This window comes from Brachybacterium sp. AOP24-D1-21 (assembly GCF_052378665.1).
GTDB lineage: Bacteria > Actinomycetota > Actinomycetes > Actinomycetales > Dermabacteraceae > Brachybacterium.
This window is the reverse complement of the sequence record NZ_JBQSXX010000002.1, coordinates 456465-475885: the sequence shown is the minus strand read 5'-3', so window position 1 is coordinate 475885 and position 19421 is coordinate 456465. Positions and strand designations below refer to the sequence as shown.

13 protein-coding genes and 2 tRNA genes are annotated in these 19421 nt (G+C 70.8%); 10 read left to right on the top strand and 5 right to left on the bottom strand.

Going from position 1 to position 19421, the window contains the following annotated elements; translation table 11 throughout:
* Window positions 1-80: 80 nt before the first annotated feature.
* Complete coding sequence (locus tag ACT3UF_RS16855; RefSeq protein WP_441446208.1) at window positions 81-4769, top strand: ATP-dependent helicase; 4689 nt, start codon at window positions 81-83, stop codon at window positions 4767-4769.
* Window positions 4770-4824: 55 nt separating this feature from the next.
* Entirely contained in the window at window positions 4825-5781 is a 957-nt protein-coding gene (locus ACT3UF_RS16850) for a DNA-formamidopyrimidine glycosylase family protein (RefSeq protein WP_441446209.1), read from the top strand.
* A 31-nt stretch (window positions 5782-5812) separates the two neighbouring features.
* Here ACT3UF_RS16850 and ACT3UF_RS16845 read toward each other — a convergent pair whose 3' ends face one another.
* Window positions 5813-6253, bottom strand: a complete 441-nt coding sequence (locus tag ACT3UF_RS16845; protein ID WP_441446210.1) for a hypothetical protein — start codon at window positions 6251-6253, stop codon at window positions 5813-5815.
* 88 nt (window positions 6254-6341) lie between these two features.
* Here ACT3UF_RS16845 and ACT3UF_RS16840 point away from each other — a divergent pair.
* Both ACT3UF_RS16840 and ACT3UF_RS16835 read left to right on the top strand, forming a co-directional pair.
* Window positions 6342-6414: transfer RNA gene (locus ACT3UF_RS16840), tRNA-Arg, on the top strand.
* 31 nt (window positions 6415-6445) lie between these two features.
* Window positions 6446-6739, top strand: coding sequence for a hypothetical protein (locus tag ACT3UF_RS16835; RefSeq protein ID WP_442331741.1), 294 nt, complete (start codon window positions 6446-6448; stop codon window positions 6737-6739).
* A gap of 23 nt (window positions 6740-6762) precedes the next feature.
* Here the strand turns inward: ACT3UF_RS16835 and ACT3UF_RS16830 are convergent, their stop codons facing one another.
* Window positions 6763-7290: an acyl-CoA thioesterase gene (locus ACT3UF_RS16830; protein ID WP_442331742.1), complete on the bottom strand. Its 528-nt coding sequence runs from the start codon at window positions 7288-7290 to the stop codon at window positions 6763-6765.
* A gap of 148 nt (window positions 7291-7438) precedes the next feature.
* Here ACT3UF_RS16830 and orn point away from each other — a divergent pair, with 148 nt between their 5' ends.
* Both orn and ACT3UF_RS16820 read left to right on the top strand, forming a co-directional pair.
* Window positions 7439-9346 carry an oligoribonuclease gene (gene orn / locus ACT3UF_RS16825; RefSeq protein WP_441445988.1) on the top strand — a complete coding sequence of 636 codons (1908 nt, stop codon included), beginning with the start codon at window positions 7439-7441 and terminating at the stop codon, window positions 9344-9346.
* A gap of 92 nt (window positions 9347-9438) precedes the next feature.
* Window positions 9439-10734 (top strand): MFS transporter, encoded by a 1296-nt coding sequence (locus tag ACT3UF_RS16820; RefSeq protein WP_441445989.1) that lies wholly within the window; start codon window positions 9439-9441, stop codon window positions 10732-10734.
* 46 nt (window positions 10735-10780) lie between these two features.
* On the opposite strand, the gene ACT3UF_RS16815 is transcribed toward ACT3UF_RS16820, so the two are convergent.
* Entirely contained in the window at window positions 10781-11128 is a 348-nt protein-coding gene (locus ACT3UF_RS16815) for a thiamine-binding protein (protein WP_441445990.1), read from the bottom strand.
* A gap of 234 nt (window positions 11129-11362) precedes the next feature.
* On the opposite strand from ACT3UF_RS16815, the gene ACT3UF_RS16810 reads away from it, so the two are divergent.
* The gene (locus tag ACT3UF_RS16810) at window positions 11363-12346 is read left to right on the top strand and encodes a diaminopimelate dehydrogenase (protein WP_441445991.1); all 984 of its coding nucleotides are present in this window, start codon (window positions 11363-11365) and stop codon (window positions 12344-12346) included.
* Window positions 12347-12368: 22 nt separating this feature from the next.
* On the opposite strand, the gene ACT3UF_RS16805 is transcribed toward ACT3UF_RS16810, so the two are convergent.
* A complete protein-coding gene (locus ACT3UF_RS16805; RefSeq protein ID WP_444608443.1) occupies window positions 12369-14033 on the bottom strand; it encodes a hypothetical protein in 1665 nt (554 codons plus the stop codon).
* A 309-nt stretch (window positions 14034-14342) separates the two neighbouring features.
* Between ACT3UF_RS16805 and ACT3UF_RS16800 the strand changes: the two genes are divergently transcribed.
* The 3 genes from ACT3UF_RS16800 (at window position 14343) to ACT3UF_RS16790 (ending at window position 18546) form a co-directional block, all read left to right on the top strand.
* A tRNA-His gene (locus ACT3UF_RS16800) sits at window positions 14343-14418 on the top strand.
* A gap of 213 nt (window positions 14419-14631) precedes the next feature.
* Entirely contained in the window at window positions 14632-15855 is a 1224-nt protein-coding gene (locus ACT3UF_RS16795) for an alpha/beta hydrolase (protein WP_441445993.1), read from the top strand.
* A gap of 168 nt (window positions 15856-16023) precedes the next feature.
* Window positions 16024-18546: a GcvT family protein gene (locus ACT3UF_RS16790; RefSeq protein WP_441445994.1), complete on the top strand. Its 2523-nt coding sequence runs from the start codon at window positions 16024-16026 to the stop codon at window positions 18544-18546.
* Between the two features lie 26 nt (window positions 18547-18572).
* Here ACT3UF_RS16790 and ACT3UF_RS16785 read toward each other — a convergent pair whose 3' ends face one another.
* Window positions 18573-19403, bottom strand: coding sequence for an IclR family transcriptional regulator (locus ACT3UF_RS16785; protein WP_442331745.1), 831 nt, complete (start codon window positions 19401-19403; stop codon window positions 18573-18575).
* Between the last annotated feature and the right edge of the window lie 18 nt (window positions 19404-19421).

Genomic DNA, 19421 nt, shown 5'->3' with positions numbered 1-19421 from the left:
CGCCAGCATCCGCCTCTTCCCCAGCACGGAGTACGGCCGACGCGCGGCGGCGTGTGGGCCCTGCGGGCCACAATGGGTCAATGGCCCTGTCTCGCCGCGCTCTCCCCTCGTTCTTCTCTGCTGCCACCGCGACGTGGTTCGCCGAGTCGTTCGAGTCGCCCACCCCAGCGCAGTCGGCTGCGTGGGAGGCGATCGAGCGCGGTGATGACACGCTGGTCGTCGCACCGACCGGCTCGGGCAAGACTCTCGCCGCCTTCCTCACCGCGATCGATCGCCTGGCGACGTCACGCGCCGAACGGCAGCCGACCATTGCTGCGAATACCGGATCCGGGCGCGGCCTCACCCGGGTCCTGTACCTCTCCCCCTTGAAGGCCCTCGGCGTCGATGTCGAGCGGAACCTGACCTCGCCCCTGGTGGGCACGGCACGGGCGGCGGAGCGGCTGGGAACGCCCCGCTCCGCGATCAACGTGGGCGTGCGCACCGGGGACACGCCGGCCGCCGAGCGTCGGCGGCTGATCTCCCATCCCCCGGAGATCCTGATCACCACTCCCGAGTCACTGTTCCTGATGCTCACCTCCCAGGCGCGCGAGACGCTCCGCGGGGTGGACACGGTGATCCTCGACGAGGTGCATGCGGTCGCGGGGACGAAGCGGGGCGTGCACCTCGCACTGTCGCTGGCCCGGCTCGATGCGCTGCTCGAGGCGCCTGCCCAGCGCATCGGGCTCTCCGCCACCGTCGAACCGGTCCAGGAGGTCGCCGATTTCCTCACCGGCTCCGGCCGTGTCCGCGAGGTGACCGTGGTGAGACCGGAGTCGACCAAGCGCTGGGACATCACCGTGACGCTCCCGGTGCGCGATCTGCAGGCGATCGAGCCTCCCGCCGATGCGGTCGACGACGAGGACGTGTCCGGCACCATCTGGCCGCATGTCGAACGTGCCGTGCTCGAGGAGGTCCTCGCACATCGTTCGACCATCGTCTTCACGAACTCCCGCAGCCAGGCTGAGCGCCTGACCGGCAAGCTCAACCGCCTGCACGCGCGGCGGTCCGCCGCCGATGGAGCCCCGGAGCCTGCTGGAGATGAGCTCGAGGACATCGCCCGCGCCCATCACGGCTCGATGTCCAAGGAGGTGCGCGCTGGGATCGAGGAGCAGCTGAAGTCCGGGACGCTGCGCTGCGTGGTCGCGACCTCGTCGCTCGAGCTCGGGATCGACATGGGCGCGGTGGACCTGGTCCTGCAGGTCGCCGCGCCGATGTCCGTCTCGAGCCTGCTGCAGCGGGTGGGTCGCGCGGGACATGACGTCGGTGCGGTCTCCCACGGTTCCCTGCATCCGTTGCACGCCGCAGATGTGCTGCGCTCCGCCGTCGCGGTGCAGGAGGCGGTCGCGGGCAGGATCGAGCCGCTCTCCGTGCCGCGCAACGCTCTGGACGTGCTCGCCCAGCACACCGTCTCGGCCGCCGCGATGGATGATCTGCAGGTCGAGGACTGGTTCGACCTGATCCGCACCGCGCATCCCTACCGGGCGCTGCCCCGCTCCGCCTTCGACCAGACCATCGATCTGCTGGCCGGCCGCTATCCCTCCACCGACTTCTCCGAGCTCCGGCCGCGGCTCGTGCACGACCACGAGACCGGGACCCTGTCGGGCCGTCCCGGCGCCCAGCGCCTCGCGGTCACCAGCGGCGGCACGATCCCCGACCGCGGCCTGTACCCGGTGCATCTGGTCGCGAGCGAGGACGATTCGCAGCCGCGGCGGGTGGGCGAGCTGGACGAGGAGATGGTCTACGAGTCCCGTCGCGGGGATGTGATCACGCTGGGCACCACGAGCTGGCGGATCGAGGAGATCACCGCTTCGCGCGTCACCGTCTCCCCCGCCTTCGGCATGAGCGGGCGGATCCCCTTCTGGCATGGCGACGGCGACGGGCGCCCGGCGAGCCTCGGCCGAGCGATCGCGACGGCGCAGGCGGAGCTCGCCGGAGCCGACCGCACCGACGCCGCTGCCCGCCTGGCCGCGCTCGGCCTCGATGAGAACGCCCGCACCGTGCTGCTGGACCACCTGGCCGAGCAGCAGCAGGTCACCGGCGTGGTTCCCGGGCCGCAGCAGCTCGTCGTCGAGCGGTTCCTCGACGAGCTCGGCGACTGGCGGGTGGTGCTGCACTGCGCCTACGGGCAGCGGATCACCGGTCCCTGGGCGCTCGCGGTCGGTGCCCGGGTGGAGGAGCGGTACGGCCTGGACGGCCAGGTGATGGCGGCCGATGACGGGATCGTGCTGCGCATTCCCCACGGTGAGGAGCCGCCCGGCGCGGACCTGTTCGTGTTCACTCCGGAGGAGATCGAGGAGGAGGTGCGCCGTCTGGTGGGCTCCTCCGCCCTGTTCGCGGCCCGGTTCCGCGAGTGCGCGGCCCGTGCCCTGCTGTTGCCGCGGCGGGATCCGAACCAGCGCGCGCCGCTGTGGCAGCAGCGGCAGCGCTCCGCCCACCTGCTCGAGGTGGCGCGGCCGCACCCGGACTTCCCGATTATGCTCGAGGCGGCGCGCGAGTGCCTGCAGGACGTCTACGACCTGCCCGCCCTGGTGGAGCTCATGGGGCAGATCGGCGGGCGCCGGGTGGAGGTGCGCGAGGTCGAGACCCCCTCCCCCTCGCCCTTCGCGCGCTCGCTCCTGTTCGGCTATCTCGCCCAGTTCATCTACGACGCCGACGCACCGCTGGCCGAGCGCCGCACCGCCGCACTCGCCCTGGACCAGTCGCTGCTCGCGGAGCTGCTGGGCACGGTGAGCCTGCGCGAGCTGCTGGATGCCGAGGTGATCGCCGAGGTGGAGCAGCGCCTGCAGGGCCTCACCGCCGAGCGTGCCCTCCATGGCACCGAGCAGATCGCCGACACGCTGCGGCGCCTCGGCCCGCTCACCCGCACCCAGCTCGCCGAGCGCAGCGCCGAGGGCCTCGATCTGGGGGCCGCGCTCGACGAGCTGCGGGATGCCCGGCGGATCATCACGGTGCGCCTGGCCGGGGCGGAGCATCTCGCCGCGGTCGAGGACGCAGGGCTGCTGCGTGACGCGCTCGGCACCGCGCTGCCGCCTGGCATTCCGCAGGCCCATCTCGCCCCCGTGGATCGGGCCGTCGCGCAGCTGCTCTCCCGCTGGGCGCGCGGCCGCGGGCCGTTCCTCGCCGGCGAGCCGGTTGACGTCTTCGGCCTGGCTCCTGGTGTCGCGCGCAGCGCCCTCGAGCAGCTCGCCTCCGAACGGGCGCTGCAGCAGGGCGAGTTCACGCCTGGCCGCGAGGGCGAGGAATGGGTCGATGCGGAGGTGCTGCGGCGCATCCGTCGGGCGAGCCTCGCCGCCTCGCGGCGCGAGATCGCGCCGGTGCCCGGTCCCGTCTACGCACAGTTCCTCGGGCAGTGGCAGCACCTGGCGGGTCGACGGCCCGACGGCCGACGGGAGAGTGCGCACTGGCGCGGCCGGGACGGCCTGCTCTCGGTGATCGACCAGCTCACCGGGGTGTCCCTGCCGCTGTCGGCCTGGGAGTCCCAGGTGCTGCCGGCGCGGCTGCCGGAGATCACCCCCGCGATGCTCGACGCGGCCTTCGCCTCCGGAGAGCTGGTGTGGACCGGGCACGGCCGACTCGGCGGGGACGACGCCTGGATCCGGCTCCATCTCGCTGACGCTCTGCCGCTGGGCCTGGACGCGACCGCGCTCGAGGAGGCCGCGGCGGATCTCGCAGACGGCTCCCCCGCAGCCCGGATCCTCGCGCTGCTGCGCGGCACACCCGGGGCGCTGCGGCACGGGGAGATCCTCACCGCGCTCGCGGACCAGGGCCAGGCGCTCGAGCCCGCCGCGGTGCACGAAGCGCTGTGGGACCTGGCCTTCCGTGCCCTGATCACCAACGATTCCTTCGAGGCGCTGCGCAGCTATGGCCGCGGCTCGGCCCCGAAGTCCGCGGCGCGCGGCGCGGGACGCTCCCGTCCGCTCACCCGGCGCGGGGCGGCACGGCTGTCGGCCGCGATGCTGCGTCAGGGCGCTAGCTCGGTCTCCGAGCTCGTGGCCGGTCCCGTCGGCGCGGGGCGCTGGTCCGCCGTGCGGGTCGAGGGCGTGGACCCCTCAGCTCGGGCCGCGGCGATCGCGACGCTGCTGCTGGACCGGCACGGGGTGGTCACCCGCGGGGCGATGGACGTCGAGGACGTCCCCGGCGGTTTCGCCGCGGTGTACCGCGTGCTCGGAGCGCTCGAGGAGAACGGTGCCTGCCGCCGCGGCTACTTCATCGACGGGCTCGGCGCCTCGCAGTTCGCGCCTGTCGAGGCGGTGGACCGTCTGCGCGACCGGGACCGAGAGGCGGAGACGGGACGAGGCGGCGAGGAAGGAGAGAGCGGCCCGTCGGCCGACGCCCTCTGCGTCGCACTCGCCGCGACCGACCCCGCGAACCCCTACGGTGCGGCGCTCCCCTGGCCTCCGCTCACGATCCCGCCGCCCGATGGCGCGACCGCCCGCCCCGCCCGTCGCGCCGGGGCGCTCGTGCTGCTGGCCGACGGGCAGGTAGCAGCCTTCGTCGACAAGGGCGGCAAGCACCTGCTGTGGTGGGCCGACGACTCGGCGACCCAGGGGCTCGCCGCACAGCTGGTGCGGGCGATCGCCGAGGACTCCCGCCTGCCGCAGCTGCGGCTCGAACGGATCAACGGCCACCCGATCGACGCCGCCGCGGTCACCTCGATCGGTGAGGCGCTCGTGGCGGGCGGCAGCTACCGCTCGCCGCGCTCGATCCGGCTCAGGGCGGGCGATCGCTGATGCCGGGAAGTCTGCTGATGGTAGGACATCTGCTGATGCCTGAGAGGGACTGCTGATGCCCGAAGGTGACACCGTCGCCCGGCAGTGCCGGATTCTGCATGACGCCCTCGCCGGGGCGGTCCTGACCACATGTGATCTCCGGGTCCCGCGCTCCGCGACCGCCGACCTCGTCGGCTGGCGTGTGCACGAGGTGCGGCCACGTGGCAAGCACCTGCTGATGCGGCTGCTGCCACCGGTCCCGGGACCGGCGCCGCTGACCCTGCACACCCACCTCATGATGGACGGGATCTGGCACGTGAACGGGAAAGCCCTGCGCTCGAGCGACACCAGTGCCGGGCCCCGACCTGCGGACACGATCCGCGTGCTGCTCACCGCCCAGCACGAGGACGGCCGCGAGGCCCGTGCGATCGCCTACGACGTCAAGCAGGTGCGCCTGGTGCGCACCGCCGACGAGGATTCGCTCGTGGGCCATCTCGGCCCGGATCTCCTGGATCCCACGTGGGACGAGGACGCAGGGCTGCGCGACCGCGCCATCGTGAACCTGGCTGCGGACCCCGAACGCCCGATCGGGCTCGGGCTGCTCGATCAGCGCAACCTCGCCGGCATCGGCAACATCTACCGCAGCGAGCTTTGCTTCCTGCGCCGTGTCCACCCCGCCGCCCCGACCGGTGCCGCGGGCGACCTCGGCGAGTTCGTTGATCTCGCACGTCGGCTCCTGGTGCTGAACCAGGCCCGTTCGGTGCGGGTCACCACCGGCGGGATGCTGGGCCGGGACGGGGACCTGTGGGTCTACGGACGCGGCGGGAAGCAGTGCCGCCGCTGCCGCGCCCGGATCGAGCGAGGGGACCTCGCTGACCCGAGGCTGGAGGGGGCGGAGGCGCGGGTGCTGTGGTTCTGCCCGCGGTGCCAGGCCGGTCCCGGCGCTCCGCTACCGGGAGGGCGTCTACCGGGAGGGCGGCGGCAGGACACCGGCGCTCGGGGCGGTCGGCGCCGGTGGGCGGGTAGCGAGTAGCGAGTAGCGAGTAGCAGGTAGCCCTCGCCGCTCAGGAGAGGATCCGCCGAGGCTGCCCCGCCCCGTCCGTCCCGAGCCAGCCGCGCAGGATCAGCACCAGCGCCGCACCCGAGAGAATCCCATCGTCGATCCCCGGGGGCAGCAGGAAGACCATCAGCACCAAGGTGACCAGGCACATCATGAGTGACAGAGCGAGGCCCCAAAGCCGGTTCCGCCACAGCGCTACCGCGCCGAGGATCCGCAGCACCGCGAACACGCCGCTGAGCAGCATCATCGGGTAGAGATTCTCCTGGAGGTAGCCGAGGGCGAAGATCTCAGTACGCTCGGTGATCACCTCCGGGGGGATGTCGAGTGCGAGCAGGCACAGGACTCCGAGGAACACCGTGGCCTCCATGAGGATGCCCTGCATCAGGATCAGGACCGCAGCGGCGCGCAGCTGACGATGACGGGAACGGGCGGAGTCAGGAACCATGGACTCAGAGAAGCATCACCTCCATCGGTGCCGGGGGCCGGTCCGCACGATGGGAGGGCCGGATCCTCGGTAGACTCATCCGCCGTCAGCCTCCATAGCTCAATGGATAGAGCAACGGCCTTCTAATCCGTAGGTTGCAGGTTCGAGTCCTGCTGGGGGCACTGTCACGTGTCAACGCTCTAGGAGCCTCCGATGATCCTGAAGATCCTCACCTTCGGGGCGATCGCCCTGCTGCTCCTGCTGCGCCTGGCCCGCACCCGATTCGGGGCCCGGCTGCTCGGCGTGCCGCAGAGGGTGCTGGAGATCGTGTTCCTGGTCGCGCTGCTGCTCGCCGGGGTTCTCGCGGTGGTGTTCGAGCAGTGGATCCTGCTGGTCGTGGTCGTGATATTGCTGGTGCTCAGCGCGATCGAGGAGCTGAGGCGTCGTACGGCGAAGCGCCCGAATCCTACGTCCCGTCGCTCAGCCACCGGTTCCCTGCGGCGCTGACCTCGGGCAGCCAGCCGATGGCCTCAGAGTTCGCGGCCGTGCTGCGAGGCGCCCTCGTTCCACTGTGTGACCCAGGTCGGGACGTCGAGGTGATCGGGCAGCGGCTTCACCAGGTCGAGCACCTCGCCCATCGGCACCGAGCCGCCGGTCCTGCGCAGGAAGCGGGCGCGCACGATCGCGTCGGCGATCACCTTTCCGTCGCGACGGAAGACCTGCTCCATATAGATCCAGCGGCCATCGTGGCCGATCACCCGGGAGGCGAGATCGAACTGCTCCCACAGCATCAGGGACTTGCGATAGGTGATGGTCTGCCCGGCCACCACCGGATACCAGCCCTGGTCGGAGATGCGCTTCCAGAATCCTGAGCGGACCATGAGATCCATGCGCCCCAGATCCATCAGCGTGAGATACCGACCGTTGTTCATGTGTCGTTGCACGTCGAGATCCGCAGGATTCACCCTGAACTTCACGTGGGAGGTGTCCCACATGCTGAGGCTGCTGCGGAAGCGCACGCGGAGCATGAACAGCAGCAGGCGGAAGTACAGGTTCACAGAGAATCCTCCAAGGGCTCGCAAACGGCTCGTCGATGAGCGCAGCTGACCACACAGTAACTGTCTGACGTGACGGTCCGACGTTCGGTCCTCCATCGACCCATCGACCCATCGAGCTCGTGAGGCGTGCCCACGCTACTGTGGTGCGGTGACTTCCAGCTCCTCCCGTGCCATCAATGACCGCATCATCTGGGTCGATTGCGAGATGACCGGCCTCGACAAGCAGCGCGATGCGCTCGTCGAGATCGCCGTCCTCGTGACCGACGCCGATCTGAACATCCTCGGGGAAGGTGTCGACGTCGTCATCAAGCCCCCGGCCGAGTCGCTGACGGGCATGGATCCCTTCGTGGTGAACATGCACACCGTCTCCGGCCTGCTCGAGGAGCTCGACGGCGGGATGACGCTCGAGGAGGCGCAGGCGCAGTGCCTGGAGTATGTGCGCCAGTACTGCCCCGAGCCCGGCAAGGCGCCGCTGGCAGGCAACAGCGTCGGCACCGACCGCGTGTTCCTGGACCGCGACGTGCCCGAGTTCGCCCAGTGGCTCTCCTACCGCACGATCGACGTCTCCAGTCTCAAGGAGCTCGCCAAGCGCTGGTTCCCCCGCGTCTACTACAACATCCCCGCCAAGCACGGCGGCCATCGAGCGCTCGCCGACATCCGCGAGTCGATCCAGGAGCTGAAGTACTACCGCGAGGTGCTGCTGGTGGATGAGCCGGGGCCCACCACCGCCCAGGCCCAGGCCATCTCCCGCACCTTCGAGCTGCGGGAAGGGAGCGACACCGTCCCTGCCCTCCCGGCTCCTGCTCCGCACGTGCCCTGGCTGGACCGCGCCTCTCACCGCAGCTGGCTCGAGGGCGAGAGCGATGAGCTGCTGGTGTTCGGCTCGGAGTCGGTGCGTGAGGACGGCGGCTTCGCCTGGCTCGACGAGCAGGGCGCTCCGGATCTCTCCCGCCCCTCGGAGCTGTGGCTCACCTGCCGGATGACGCACAGCTTCGCCCTCGGGCACCTGCTGGGACGCCCGGACTTCGGCCGCTTCGCCGACCATGGGCTGGCCTCCCTGCGCGGAGTCTTCCATGACGACGAGCACGGCGGCTGGTACTCCTCCGTGGCTGGCGGCAAGGCGGTCGACGACTCGAAGCAGGCCTACGCCCACGCCTTCGTGGTGCTCGCGGCCTCCTCGGCGCTCGCCGCCGGTCGCCCCGGCGCGAAGGAGCTGCTGGACGAAGCACTCTCGGTGCTCGATGAGAAGTTCTTCGACGAGACCGCAGGCATGAGCGTGGATACCTTCGACCGCACCTTCGCCGATTGCGAGGAATACCGCGGGATCAACGCGAACATGCACACCGTCGAGGCGCTGCTGGCCGCGGCCGACGTCACCGGCGAGCGCCGCTGGCTCGATCGCGCCGTCGCCATCGCCACCCGCGCGATCGACGAGTTCGCGCGGCTGAACGACTGGGCGCTGCCCGAGCACTTCGACGTCGACTGGAACCCGCTGCTGGACTACAACCAGGATCAGCCCGCGCATCCCTTCCGCCCCTACGGCGCGACGATCGGCCACTGGATCGAATGGTCGCGTCTGGTGCTGCACGCACGCGCCGCGCTGATCGCGGCCGACGGCGAGGCACCGGAGTGGATGCTCGAGGCCGCGACCGCCCTGATGGAGAAGTCCGCCGCGGCCTTCGGGGCCGACGGGGCGCCGGGCTGGGTGTACACCGTGGACTGGGACGGCTCCCCGGTTGCCGGCGAGCGCATGCACTGGGTCGCCGCCGAGGCCGTCGGCGCCGCCGCGGTGCTGTACCAGGTCACCGGGGACCGAGTGTGGGCCGAACGCTACGAGCAGTGGTGGGAGTACATCTCGACCTACCTGCTCGACGCCGAGAACGGCTCCTGGTTCCACGAGCTGGATGCGGACAACGAGCCGCAGGGGAAGACCTGGCCGGGCAAGCCGGACATCTACCACGCCCTCCAGGCCACTCTCATCCCCCGCCTGCCGGTGACTCCCACGCTCGCCGCCGCCCTGCGCGACGGACAGCTGGACCACGACCTGCGCAGCTGAGAGATCCGCGCCGACGGCGCATCTCCACCGGAGCCCCGGCCCGACCTCGCGATGAGGCAGGGCCGGGGCTCCGCGCGGCTTATGCTCCTCGGGTGCCCCGCTCCGCAGACTCCGCATTCCTCGACCTGCGGCCGTTCCGGGCCAGCGGCGCCTTCACGAAATTGTGGATCGGCTCGACCCTCGCAGGTCTCGGTGGGCAGCTCACGATCGTCACGGTGATGCTGCACGTGTTCACTCTGACCGGCAGCACCTTCGCGGTCTCGATGGTCGCGGTGGCCGGCCTGGTGCCGATGATCATCGCCGGGCTCTACGGCGGGATGCTCGCTGACGCCTTCGACCGCCGTCGCGTCGCGCTCGCCGCCGCGGTCATCACGTTCCTCTCCACCGCGCTGCTGGCCGCCCTGACCTGGGCCGGCCTGGAGAGCATCGGCTGGCTATACCTGCTCAGCGTGCTCAACGCGGCCGCGAACTCGGTGGGCATGGCCACGCGCACCGCGATCGTGCCGCGACTGCTGCCCACGGAGCTGCTGGCCGCCGCCTCGGCTCTCAACGGCATCACCATCGGCGTGATGGTGATGGCGGGCCCGGCGCTCGCGGGCGTGCTCGTGGCGCTGACCGGGTACGGGCTCACCTACAGCATCGACGTCGTGCTCATGCTGGCGATGTTCCTGGGCCTGTGGAGCCTGCCCCCGCTGCGACCCGAGGGCGAGATCGTGCGACCTGGCCTCGCTTCCCTCGTGGACGGCTGGCGATACCTGCGCCGCTCGGCGAACATCCGCACCCAGTACCTCATGGACATCATCGCGATGACTTTCGGGAATCCGCTGACGCTGTTCCCGGCGCTGGGCACAGTGCTGCTGGGCGGCGGGGCGATCACCACCGGCGCGCTGACGGCCGCCGTCGCCGCGGGCACCTTCCTCTCGAGCCTGTTCTCCGGGCGGGCGGCGCGGTATCGCTGGCACGGGCGTGGGATCGCGCGTGCGATCCAGGTGTACGGGGCGGCGATCTTGCTCTTCGGCGCGGTGCTGCTGGTGGCGGTGCTCTTCCCGGGTGCCGATGAGCAGAACCCGCACCTGGCGCTGATCGTGGCGGCCTGCCTGGCGCTCGCCGTCTCCGGCGGGGCGGACAACATCTCCTCGATCTATCGCAACACGATGATGCAGTCCGCGGTGCCCGATGCGATGCGCGGCCGGCTCCAGGGCATCTTCATCGTGGTGGTCGCGGGCGGGCCCCGGCTCGGTGCGCTCTACGCGGGCGCCCTCGCCTCTGTGACCGCGCTGTGGCTCCCGCCGCTGCTGGGCGGGATCGTGGTGATCGTGCTGATCACGCTGCTGCTGCGCCGCGTCCCACGATTCCGCGAGTATGACGCGATGGCGCCGACGGCATGAGGTCCTCACACACGCCCGCGCGCAACCTGCTCGACGCAGGCGGGAGTCAGCTGTCGAGCTCGCCCAGAGACTGCTCCATGCGGGTGATCTTTCCCTCGAGCTCGCCCTCATGGCCGGGGCGGATGTCGGCCTTCAGCACGAGGGAGACCCGGGAGCCATAGCGCCCGGCTTCCGCCGTGGCGCGGCGGACCACGTCCATCACCTCTTCCCAGTCGCCCTCGATCTCGGTGAACATCGAGCTGGTGCGGGTGGGTAGGCCCGAGGCCCGCACGATGCGGACCGCAGCGGCAACTGCGTCGTGCACGCTCGCGCCATCGGCGCCCTCCCCGAGATGGCGGGTGAGAGACGAGTCTGAGGGCTCACCGGTGGGCTGGACGGAGAAGGCAACGATCATGCCGCCAGTCTCCCCCTGTGTCACGGACGGTGCAATGCGAAGGGCGCACGGGGCGCACAGGCACCAGCACCGGCACGGTCAGGGGTGCGGGGCACGGGGCGCGGGTCGCGGGTTGCGGGGTGCGAAGCGACGGTGACCTCGGCGAGCGCGCGTGGCCCCGGCGAGGTCCTTCGATAGGATCGGTCACGGCGTCCCTGGTCGGGGCCGTGCTCTCCATCAAGAAGAACGAGGACCATGACTGCGCTCCGCATCGGCATCGTCGGCTACGGGAACCTGGGACGAGGCGTCGAGATCGCCGTCTCCCTCCAGGAGGACATGGAGCTGGTGGGCGTGTTCACACGCCGCGAGCCGGCCGCCGTCAGCACCGTTCACGAGCAGACTCCCGTGCTGTCGATGGAGGCGCTCGAGGCGATGCAGGGCGAGGTCGATGTACTCGTGCTCTGCGGCGGATCGAAGTCCGATCTCCCCGAGCAGACCCCGCTGCTCGCCGAGCGGTTCACCGTCGTGGACAGCTTCGACACGCATGCCAGGATCCCCGAGCACTTCGCGAACGTCGATGCCGTCGCGCGTGAGGCCGGCACCACGGCGATCATCTCCACCGGGTGGGACCCGGGCCTGTTCTCGATCAACCGGGTGTACGGGGAAGCCATCCTCCCCGTCGGCTCCACCTATACCTTCTGGGGCCGCGGGCTGTCCCAGGGCCACTCCGATGCGCTGCGCCGCATCGACGGGGTCGCTGGCGCCGTCCAGTACACGATCCCGTCGGAGGACGCGATCGCCCGGGTGCGCGCCGGTGAGCGGCCCGAGCTGAGCAACCGGGAGAAGCACACTCGCGAGTGCTTCGTGGTGCTCGAGGAGGGCGCCGACGCCGAAGCCGTGCGCCATGAGATCGTGACGATGCCGCATTACTTCGAGCCCTACGAGACGGCGGTGACCTTCCTCAGCGCCGAGGAGCTCGCCCGCGACCACCGCAGCATGCCCCATGGCGGCTTCGTGATCCGTTCCGCGGAGTCCTCCCCCGGCACCACACAGACCATCGAGTACCGCCTGCAGGAGGACTCGAACCCGGAGTTCACCGCGAGTGTGCTGGTCGCCTATGCCCGCGCCGCAGGCCGGATGGCCACCGCCGGGGAGCATGGGGCGAAGACCCCCTTCGATGTGGCACCGGGTCTCCTGTCCCCGAAGACTCCCGAGCAGCTGCGCGCTGAGCTGCTGTGAGCGTGCGGGGCGCTCGCCCCGCTCAGCTCCACGGAGTGCTCTGCTCGATCCCGACGCCGTGGAGCCACGCAGTCCACGAGCTCCCCTTTCCTTGCCCGAAGCTCGCGCTGTAGTGCAGCTGGGCGAGGGAGGGCACCTCCCATGACCGCAGCTCATGCAGGAACGCCTCGCGCGCGGCGGCGCAGCCCTCGGCATCGACTGGGAATCCCTCCCCTGCCTCTGCACCGGGGCCCCTCCCTCTCACCCGGATCCGCTCGTCGCCCTCGGCGACGCTGACTGTCCAGTTGATGAGCTGGCGCAGCTCCCACCGCTCGAACCGCGGGAAGAGTCGCAGCGCGGGATCGTCATGCCAGATCGTCAGGGCGAAGGACTCGACGAGTTCGCTCGGCGCGGCCAGGAGCGTGGTGTGGACTTCTTCGAGCATCTCGCCCAGCCACTGCTCGAGCTGCCCGGCGTCCTCCGCGAGGTGATGGCGCGGCCGGAATGCCCCGCTCGAGAGGTTCTGCGGTGAGTAAGCGACCCAGCGGTCGGGGAGTTCATCGCGGGCCGGGTTCTGGAACGCGCGCTCCTCTGCATCGGCGGCCTCGTGAGCGTCCTGCATGCAGAGCCACCCCGCACCGTCATAGTCGCGTCGAAGGGTGATCCACTCCGGTCCACCCATCCATCGCACCCAGGGACCATTGCCGAGCACGTGGGGTACGCCGTGGGCCTCTCGCAGCTCTGTGAGGACCTCCGCGAACGGACCGAGCTGGACACCCTCCGGCTCCGGGGCGGGATCCGGGGCGCGCTCCGAGGCGGGCTGCTGTACCGCCGCTGCGGGCTCCAGAGCCAGCTCATGAGCCGCTTCCGGCAGTGTCGGCGAGACTTCCCGGACCACCACTTGCGGCACGATCGTCGATGTCGATGTCGATATCGATGTCGACGAGACTCCGTGAGCGGCTAGCTCCTGCCCCTGCTCCTCAGGCGCCTCCGAGTCCGGCAGTCCATAGAGCCGCATGGACTCATCGACGAGGTCCCACTTGTCCTCGGTGAGGATGATCTCGACGCCGGAGTGATGGGCGGCGAAGAGAGCCGCCGCGAGGGTGCGCCGGACCTCGTCGGATGCCACCAGGGCCTCGAGTGGGATGCGCACCCCGCCGTCATTCTTGACCAGCTCGAAGAGGGGCCTCGTCCACCGCGGTGCGGCATCGCGGAGGGCGCGCGCATCCCGCACTCCGATCAACAGCTCCGCCCGCTGGATGCCGCTGAGGCGCGCGAGGGTGACTACGCCCAGCTTCGCTGTCTGAGGGGTGTTTCGCTCGTCCCATCCCAGCCCCATGGTCACCTCGGCCCAGGGGATCTGGGGCATCCCGAGGATCGTGATCCCCTGGGACGTGATGACCACCGAATGTTCGGGGGATCGCAGGCCTATGAGTGCTCGTCGCCGGGACAACGCGATCCGTACGGCGCCCAACGAGGTGAGGACCATCAGGAACACCATCATCAGGAGCACCATCCACGGCAGGTCCTGCTCAAGGAGGAGATAGAACAGCCCCACGCCGACCCCTACGAAAGCCAGCAGGAAGCCCGCGAGCACCGCCGCGCTGGTGTACCGCAGGCGAGCGACAGCTGCGCGATCGATCGGCGCTCGATAGGCGTTGCCTGCGAGGAAGTAGCCCTGCCAGTCCCGCACCTCTTCGTCGGACAACCCCAGGTAGAGCCTCGCGGACCGCGGCCCAAAATCAGCGGAAGAGAAGCCCTCGCTGAATCCTGCGGGAACCTGGGAGGACCCACCCCTGGATGGAGTGGAGCTCATGCGCCAGTCCCGGCCCACACGGCGCCCGGAAGCGTAGGCACACCGAGACGAGAGGGCGTGCAGGGGAGGGTCATGGCCGTATCTTCACCTGATGCCTGTCTCGATGCAATGCGAGTCACACTCCTGCCAGCCCTTCTGGGGCGCGAAGCCCTCGGGAAGACGGTATGGTTGTCACTCGTTGCGGGTTCTACATCGCACATGGTGGTCGTAGCTCAGTTGGTAGAGCTCCTGGTTGTGGTCCAGGCGGTCGCGGGTTCAAATCCCGTCGATCACCCCAAGAAACGCCCTGGTGACAGGGCGTTTCTTTATTTCTGCTCACGCCTGGGGCCGACATTGCGCCTGCGGGACCGGGAGAATTCTCTGGCTTCCACTGGGGGCGGTCGATAGGGTCGGAGCATGACGGCGGTCATCGTCTGCAGCGGATCCCTGCTCCGGATCCTGCGTGAGAACGACCTCCCCCGCTCCGTGCCGGATCCGGGGTGAGCCCGCAATGCCGTACGGATATGTCGCCACGCTCCTGGTCTGGGCTCTCGTCACCGCGGCGATGCTCCGCCCACCGCATCGCCCGATGCTGCTCGCCCGCGTCGTCTACTTCCTCAGCGTCGCCGCGAACGAGCTGCCCCTGCTCGTGCTGCTCCTGCTGGGGCTGAGCACTGTGAGCACGCTCAGCTCGCGGAGTCCGAGGGCCGATGTCTCCGGCCTGCTCGCCCTGGTGCTGGGCACATTCGTCGCGGCAGGTCTGCTCGTGCTGCAACGACGGGTGGGCCGGGCCCGCGGCATCATCGCGCGGGAGGTGGGCCTGCCCCTCGACTCGCACGCCGTGCGGTGGGCGTGGCTGCTGCCCCTCCCACTCCGCCCGCGCGGCGTCGAGCGGCTCGCGAACCTCCGCTACGGTCGCGGCGGGACCGAGCACCTCCTGGATCTCTACCGCCCGCGTGACCAGGCCGCGCAGCACCGCCCCGGCGACGGCCGCTCCGAGGGCAGCGGCTCCGAGGGCAGACGCTCCGAGGGCAGACGCTCCGAGGGCAGCGGGCCCGGGAACCGCAGCCCCGCGCCGGTGCTCATCTACTTCCACGGCGGCGGATACCGCAGCGGCGGTAAGCACTTCGAGTCCGCCCATCTGAGGCACCGGATGGCCCAGCGTGGCTGGGTGGTGCTGAGCGCGAACTACGGCCTGCGCCCGCGGGCCACCTGGCCTGAGCACCTCATCGATGCGAAGCGCGTGATCGCCTGGGTCCACGAGAACGCCGCTCAGCACGGGATGGATCCCCGCCGGATCGTCATGTCCGGCAGCTCCGCGGGAGCTCATCTGTCGATCCACTGCGCCCTGACGGCGAACGACCCCGCACTGCAGCCCGGCTTCGAGACGACCGACACCCGCCTCGCCGCGGCCGTGCTGCTCTACGGGTACTTCGGCGGGTACTACGGCCGAGATGCGCACGAACAGCCCACCTCCCATCCCCTGGATCTGCCCGTCGGCGCCGCCCCGCCGATCGTGGCTTTCCACGGGGACCAGGACAACCGGGTCCCGGTTCAGCAGGCCCGCGACCTGGTCTCCCATCTGCGCTCCAGATCACCGTGCGCTGTCGCCTATGCCGAGCTCCCCGGGGCGCAGCACGGCTTCGACGTGTTCGCCTCCCCACGGTGCCGGGCCGTGGTGGACGGCATCGAGCACTTCCTCACCGAGCAGGTGGCCCGGCCCGCCCCCGACTGACCATCCCCGAGCTCCGCTCCGAGCAGTTCCGCCCCCGGGCAGTCACACCACCGTGCTGTTCGGCCACAGTGCTGGTCCGCCACCGCGTAGAGGGGAGCTGCCCGCCCCTGGGCAAACCGCCACCGCAGGGCTACCGTAAGGGGGCCACAGGCAGGTCGGGAGGTCGCCATGGCACAGCTGCCAGATCGTGCAGACATCGTCGTCATCGGAGCCGGGGTGGTGGGCAACGCCGCCGTCGCCCATCTCGCGGACCATGGCTGGCGCCGCATCGTCCAGATCGACAAGGGCCCCCTGCCCGATCCGGGCGGATCCACAGGTCACGCGTCGAACTTCGTGTTCCCCGTCGACCACTCCAAGGAGATCACCGATCTCACCGTGGACTCGCTGCGCCAGTACGGCGAGCTCGGGGTGCTGACCCGCTGCGGCGGCATCGAGGCCGCCCGCAGCGCCGAGCGCATGCAGGAGCTCACCCGGCGCATGACCTCGGCCCGGGCCTGGGGCGTCGAGGCCCAACTGCTCTCCCCTGCCGAGATCCAGGAGCTCGTGCCGCACTGCGACTCGAGCCTGCTGATCGGCGGCTTCTACACCCCCACCGGCGCGATCGTCGATCCGTTGCGCGCCGGGGAGCTCTTCCGCGAACGGGCCGAGGCCGCCGGCGCTCTCACCACCGTCGCCGAGACCGAGGTGACCGGCATCGACGTCACCTCCGGGCGGGTGCGCCGCGTGCTCACCGACCGAGGCGAGATCGAGACCGAGCTCGTGCTCATCGCCTGCGGTGTCTGGAGCCCACAGGTCGCGGCGCTCGCCGGGGCCGCGATCCCGCTCACCCCGGCGGTGCACCAGATGCTCGACGTGGGCCCGATCCCCGCGCTCGCCGAGACCGACGAGTGGGTGAGCTTCCCGCTGCTGCGCGACATGGACAACCTGATGTACGAGCGCCAGCGCGGCGCGGACCTCGAGATCGGCTCCTACGCGCACCGCCCGCTGCTGCACGATCCGAGCGAGATCCCGCCGGTCGGGGACCACCCCGGGCAGGCGAGCCCCACCAGCTTCCCCTTCACCGAGGAGGACTTCACCGCGCAGCTGGCCCATGCCCGCGAGCTCTTCCCGAGCCTGCTCACGGATCCGGAGCCGCCGCGGAAGGCGGCGATCAACGGGCTGCTCTCCCTCACCCCCGACGGGGGCGCCCTGGTGGGTGAGACGCCCGAGGTGGCCGGGCTGTGGTCCGCTGCCGCGGTGTGGATCAAGGAGGCCGCCGGGGTGGGGCGCATGGTCGCCGAGCTGCTCACCGAGGGCAGCAGCGAGATCGACGCGCACGGCTCCGACATCGCGCGCTTCCATCCCTCCCAGCGCACCCGGGAGCACGTGCGGGCGCGCGCGGCCGAGGGCTTCCCCAAGGTGTACGGGATCAGCCATCCGCGCGAGCAGTGGCTCTCGAACCGGCCGCTGCGGACCAGTCCCCTGCACGTCCGCACCGAAGCGCTCGGGGCGGAGTTCTACGAGGCGGCAGGCTGGGAGCGGCCCCAGTGGTACTCCGCGAACCGGCCTCTGCTCGAGAAATTCGCGGACGGCGTGGACCGCCGCACCCACGAGTGGGATGCCCGTTGGTGGTCGCCGCTCATCGAGGCCGAGCACCTCGCGATGCGCGAGCGCGTAGCACTGGTGGACCTTGCCGCCTTCGCGATCCTCGACGTCTCCGGCCCCGGCGCGCTGGAGTTCCTCGAGCACCTCGCGGTGGCGCGCATCGACGTGCCCGTCGGCCGGGTCGTGTACACCCCGCTGCTCACCCCGGCCGGCACCTTCCGCAGCGACCTCACGATCGTCCGCCGCGGCGAGACCGAGTTCCGCGTGATCACCGGCGGCGCCGAGGGCGGCCGGGACCTCGCGTGGCTGCGAACCCACCTGCCGGCCGACGGTTCGGTGCAGCTGACGGACTCGTCCTCAGCGGTGACCACGATCGGGGTATGGGGCCCACGAGCCCGCGACCTCGTCCAGCCGCTCACCGCGGAGGATCTCTCCGATGCCGCCTTCACCTTCGGCACCGCCCGCAACGCGGTGATCGGCGGAGTGCCGGTGTCGATGCTGCGGATCAGCTACGTAGGTGAGCTGGGCTGGGAGCTGCACGTCGCGGCCGAGCTCGCGCCACGCCTGTGGGACCGGCTGTGGGAGGCCGGGCAGGGGCACGGCGCGATCGCGGCCGGGATCGGCGTGTACGGCACCACGGGCCGGCTCGAGAAGGGCTACCGGCTGATGGGTGCCGAGCTCACCGGCGAGTACAACCCCATCGAGGCGGATCTCGCCCTGCCCAAGGTCAAGCGCGCGGACTTCGTGGGCAAGCCCGCCTACCTCGCCTCCCGCGAGCAGGGCCCGGCGGCGATGCTGTGCACGCTCGCGCTCACAGATCCCCCGTCGAACCCGGAGATCGCACGGTGTCCGACAGGCGGTGAGCCGGTGCTCTCCACGGACGGCGAGGTCCTCGTCGATGCTCGCGGCCGGCGTTCCTTCGTGACCTCCGCGGGGCCCGCCCCGTCTCTGGGTCGCTACCTGCTGCTGGCCTACCTTCCCCTCGCACAGGCGGTGGAGGGCACCGCGCTGCAGGTCGAGCACCTCGGGGCGCGGCTGCCGGCTAAGGTGCTCACCGTCGGCCGCACCCCGGCGTTCGACCCGGAGGATGCCCGGATGAAGGGCTGAGCCGGGCCGCTGCCGGGCGCCCCGGCTCAGCCGGTCATCTCGGGACGGTGCCCCAGGCGTCGGGAGATCTCCGCGGCCGCCTGCTGCACCTGCTCTGCGACCTCGGGGAGCCTGCCTCGACCGAGACGGTAGGCCGGCCCTGCTGCGGACAGGGCCGCGATGACGCTCCCCTCCGGCCCATAGATCGCCGCGGCCACCGCGTTCAGGCCCTCCTCGAACTCCTCCTCGGCGACCGCCCAGCCGCGTACGGCCGCCTCCTGCAGCTGTGCGCGCAGAACATCGGCCTCGACGATCGTCTGGGCGGTGAACCGCTCGAGATCGCCGGCGAGAACCGCCTCGCTCTGCGCGAGCGGGAGATGCGCCAGCAGCACCTTCCCGCTCGAGGTCGCGTGCAGGACGGTCGCATCCCCCACCCAGTTGTGCAGGGCGACGGTGCGGGCACCCTGGGCCTGGTACAGGTTCACCGCCGCGCCGGAGCGGTAGACAGCGAGGTTCACCGTCTCCCCGAGCTGCTCGGCGAGCGCGTCGCAGACCGTGCCGCCCACAGCGGTGAGATCCTGCCGGGAACGGGTGGCGGCGGCGAGCCGGAGGATGCCGACCCCGAGCTGCACCGGCCCTCCCTCGACCCGCCGCTCGACGAGGTCATGGGCCTGGAGAGCGGCGACCAGGCGGGAGACCGTGGACTGGTGGACCCCCAGCTCCTTCGCGATCCGGCCCACCCCGGAGCGCCCGTCCCGGGCGAGGATCTCCATCACCTGCGCCGCACGGTCCACAGACTGCACGCCGCCCGCCCGGGTGACCGCATGCTGCGGCTGCTCTGCTCCGATGCCCGAGCTGCGTCCGGCCGTCATCCTCATGACTCCCCCTCACCACTA